The 2836-nt window shown below is 72.3% G+C and carries 5 protein-coding genes; 1 reads left to right on the plus strand and 4 read right to left on the minus strand.

Features of this window, described 5'->3' with window-relative positions; all coding sequences use genetic code 11:
* The 3 genes from mftC to mftA form a co-directional block, all read right to left on the minus strand.
* The coding region (gene mftC, locus SACSA_RS0118105; RefSeq protein ID WP_019819146.1) for a mycofactocin radical SAM maturase at positions 1-1137 on the minus strand (1137 nt) is incomplete at its 3' end.
* A 10-nt stretch (positions 1138-1147) separates the two neighbouring features.
* A complete protein-coding gene (gene mftB / locus SACSA_RS0118110) occupies positions 1148-1447 on the minus strand; it encodes a mycofactocin biosynthesis chaperone MftB (protein WP_019819147.1) in 300 nt (99 codons plus the stop codon).
* Positions 1437-1577 carry a mycofactocin precursor MftA gene (mftA, locus tag SACSA_RS24845; protein WP_019819148.1) on the minus strand — a complete coding sequence of 47 codons (141 nt, stop codon included), beginning with the start codon at positions 1575-1577 and terminating at the stop codon, positions 1437-1439. Before mftA ends, mftB begins: the two co-directional genes overlap by 11 nt.
* Positions 1578-1657: 80 nt before the next feature.
* On the opposite strand from mftA, the gene mftR reads away from it, so the two are divergent.
* Entirely contained in the window at positions 1658-2260 is a 603-nt protein-coding gene (gene mftR / locus SACSA_RS0118120; protein ID WP_019819149.1) for a mycofactocin system transcriptional regulator, read from the plus strand.
* A 5-nt stretch (positions 2261-2265) separates the two neighbouring features.
* Here the strand turns inward: mftR and SACSA_RS0118125 are convergent, their stop codons facing one another.
* A complete protein-coding gene (locus tag SACSA_RS0118125; RefSeq protein WP_019819150.1) occupies positions 2266-2727 on the minus strand; it encodes a GreA/GreB family elongation factor in 462 nt (153 codons plus the stop codon).
* Positions 2728-2836 lie beyond the last annotated feature (109 nt).

Here is a 2836-nt window from a genome sequence, read left to right on the forward strand (position 1 = left end):
GGTGGCGCCGCCGTCGCGCGGCGGCCCCCAGCCGATCGGCACCGGAACCCGGGAACGCCCGGTGCGCGAGTGGTCCTTGTCCGGCCTGGGCACGGCCGTGCCCACGCCCGCGGGTTCGCCGTTGCCCTTGACGCACTCGGGGTCCGGGCCGTCCAGCGGGAGCCCGGTGAAGAACTTCGCCGCCATGCAGCCGCCCTGGCAGGAGTCGTAGGCCGAGCACGACGCGCACGCGCCCCCGGACCGCGGGCCGCGCAGCCGGGTGAACAGCTCCGAGGAGCGCCACACCGAGGTGAACCCGCCCTCGTCGCGCACGCTTCCCGCGAGGAACTCGTCGTGGATGGCGAACGGGCAGGCGTAGACGTCGCCGACCGGGTCGATCAGGCACACCACCCGGCCCGCGCCGCACAGGTTCAGTCCGGGAAGGGGCGTGGAGCCCAGTGCGTTGAGGTGGAAGAAGGAGTCGCCGGTGAGCACGTCCTTCCCGTGGGCGAGAAGCCACTCGTAGAGCTCGCGCTGCTGGTCGGCGGTGGGGCGCAGCTCGTGCCAGGTGTCGGCGCCCCGGCCGGACGGGCGCAGCCGGGTGATCCTGAGCTGGGCGCCGTAGGCGTCGGCCAGTCGCTTGAACTCGTCGAGCTGGCCCACGTTGTGCCGGGTCAGCACGACGCTGATCTTGAAGTTCTCGAATCCGGCGTCGCGCAGGTTCGCCATCGCCGCGAGGGCCGTGTCGTAGGAACCCGGGCCGCGCACATGGTCGTTGACCTCGGCGGTGGCGCCGTCGAGGGAGAGCTGCACGTCCACGTAGTCGGTGGCGGCGAGTTGGCGTGCCCGTTCCGGGGTCAGGCGGACCCCGTTGGTGGAGAACTTGACGCCGACACCGTTGTCGACGGCGTAGGAGAGAAGCTCCCAGAAGTCGGAGCGCACCGTGGGTTCCCCACCACCGATGTTGACGTAGAACACCTGGAGCCGCCGCAATTCGTCGACGACGGACTTGCACTCCTCGGTGGACAACTCGCGCGGGTCGCGGCGGCCCGAGGAGGACAGGCAGTGCACGCAGGACAGGTTGCAGGCGTAGGTCAGCTCCCAGGTCAGGCAGATGGGGGCGTCGAGACCGTGCCGGAAATGCTCGACCAGTGTCATGGCCACCTCGTCAGCGTCGCTCGATCGTGCCCGCGGACAGCAGTCCGGCGAGGGCGTCGAGGTATCGGGCATGCTCGGAGCCGGGGACACCCGCCGTCTCGAGGGCGGTGTGCGCGTCGGGCGCGTCGGCGAGGCCGCGGACCACGTCGACGAGCGATCGGGTCTTCACAAAGGACAGTCGTCGGGTGGCGAAGTCGTACACGAGCGCGCCGAACGGCTCCGGCCGCAGCGCCACGCTCGAGGCGAGCCGGTACGGCAGGGCGGGATCGAAGGGCTCGGTGCGCGCTTCGGGGGCGGGCTCAGTAGACACCGCACATGCCGTCGATCGAGATCTCCTCGACGAGGAGGTCGTCGTCGACGGTGGCCGCGCCGTCGTGCTCGGCGGCCGCTGCGGAGGTGGTCGTGGTGGTGACGGTGTCGGCGGTCTCCGGCTCGTGCATGGGACGCTACTCCTCGCTGAGTAGGGACAACGACCGTGCGTGCCGAGAATAATGGCACCGGGTGTCACAGGGAAAGGGTCATGGCGAACATCGGGCAGGCACCGCCCGCTCGGGCGGGCAGGCGCAGAGCGACCAGCCGCGAGGAGCTGGAGCGGGTGGCCTTCGCGCTGTTCGCCGACCACGGGTTCGACGCGACCACGGTCGACGACATCGCCCGTGCCGCCGGCATCGGCAGGCGCACGTTCTTCCGGTACTTCGAGTCGAAGAACGACGTCGTGTGGGGCGCTTTCGATTCCCGGCTCGACCTCATGCGCGCGCGGCTGCGCGCCCGGCCGCGCTCCGAGCCCCTGACCGAGTCGATCCGCGCGGCGGTGGTCGAGTTCAACCGCGTCGACTCCGCCGAGCAGCCGCGCCACCGCGCGCGGATGGAGCTGATCCTGCGCGTGCCCGCCCTCCAGGCCCACGCGACGCTGCGCTACGCCGACTGGCGGGCCGTGCTGGCCGAGTTCGCGGCGGAACGGCTCGGCGTCGACTCCGGCGCACTGCTCCCGCAGGCGGTGGCGCACGCCGCGCTCGGCCTCGCGCTGGCGGCCTACGAGCAGTGGCTCGGGGCCGGCGACGCCGATCTCGCCGCCCTGCTCGACACCGCGCTGGCGGCGCTCACCGACGGCTTTCCCGGCTGAGGCCGTCAGCCGGGAGGGGCCAGCCGCACGATCTCCGCCGTCGCCTCGCCCTGCGGCGTGCGATAGGTGATCGTGTCGCCCTCCTCGTGCCCCGCGATGGCCCTGCCGAGCGGGCTGTCGGCCGTCAGAGCCGACGCGTCGTCGTCGGCTTCGTCCACGAGACCGACCACGGTCATCTCCTCGGTGTCCCCGTCGGGGAAGCGCAAGGTCACCTTCGTGCCCGACGGCAGGTCCGTGTCCGCTTCCGGCGCGGGGGCACCGTGCAGCAGGTCGGTGATCTCGCTGATCCGCCGGTCCAGCCGCGAGGCCAGCTCCGCGCGTTCGAGCAGGTCGGCCTGGTCCGCGCTGTCGCCCAGCGGGTCGTCACCGAGCCGCGGTGCCAGCGCGGCACGCTGCTCGCGGAGCTGGTCGAGCTCGCGTTCGAGCCGCGCGCGGGTGGCCGGGCTCAAGCCTCCGGTCGACGTCATCCGCCCATTGTCGGGCCTTGCCGCCCGGCTCGCCACGCCGTTTCTCCCGCCCGCGCGTGTCAGCGTCCGTACCCGGCCTTGCGCAGGGCGTCGGCCATGCTGCCCTGCG

The sequence above is a fragment of the Saccharomonospora saliphila YIM 90502 genome (assembly GCF_000383795.1).
Lineage (GTDB): Bacteria > Actinomycetota > Actinomycetes > Mycobacteriales > Pseudonocardiaceae > Saccharomonospora > Saccharomonospora saliphila.

Coding starts and splice junctions, on each gene's coding strand:
- SACSA_RS0118125 (WP_019819150.1), bottom strand. CDS start 2,727: ATGACGTCGACCGGAGGCTTGAGCCCGGCCACCCGCGCGCGGCTCGAA.
- mftA (WP_019819148.1), bottom strand. CDS start 1,577: ATGCACGAGCCGGAGACCGCCGACACCGTCACCACCACGACCACCTCC.
- mftR (WP_019819149.1), top strand. CDS start 1,658: ATGGCGAACATCGGGCAGGCACCGCCCGCTCGGGCGGGCAGGCGCAGA.